The sequence below is a fragment of the Lysinibacillus zambalensis genome (assembly GCF_040183165.1).
Classification (GTDB): Bacteria; Bacillota; Bacilli; order Bacillales_A; family Planococcaceae; genus Lysinibacillus; species Lysinibacillus zambalensis.
Map to the genome: position 1 here is coordinate 1 of NZ_JBEGDG010000121.1, position 328 is coordinate 328.

2 tRNA genes are annotated in these 328 nt (G+C 56.7%); one reads left to right on the forward strand and one right to left on the reverse strand.

What is annotated here, in order from left to right:
- Nucleotides 1-88: 88 nt before the first annotated feature.
- Nucleotides 89-164: transfer RNA gene (locus tag ABNX05_RS26290), tRNA-Ala, on the forward strand.
- Here ABNX05_RS26290 and ABNX05_RS26295 read toward each other — a convergent pair.
- Nucleotides 165-241, reverse strand: a tRNA-Arg gene (locus ABNX05_RS26295).
- Between the last annotated feature and the right edge of the window lie 87 nt (nt 242-328).

Below are 328 nucleotides of genomic sequence, written 5' to 3' on the forward strand. Positions count from 1 at the left end.
GGCCTATAGCTCAGCTGGTTAGAGCGCACGCCTGATAAGCGTGAGGTCGATGGTTCGAGTCCATTTAGGCCCACCATATATACCTCTTGGGGCCTTAGCTCAGCTGGGAGAGCGCCTGCCTTGCACGCAGGAGGTCAGCGGTTCGATCCCGCTAGGCTCCACCATGGCGCGCCCGACAGGAGTCGAACCCATAACCTTCTGATCCGTAGTCAGACGCTCTATCCAATTGAGCTACGGGCGCTAATTATAAAAAAATGGTGCCGAGGGCCGGAATCGAACCGGCACGGTAGTCACCTACCGCAGGATTTTAAGTCCTGTGCGTCTGCCA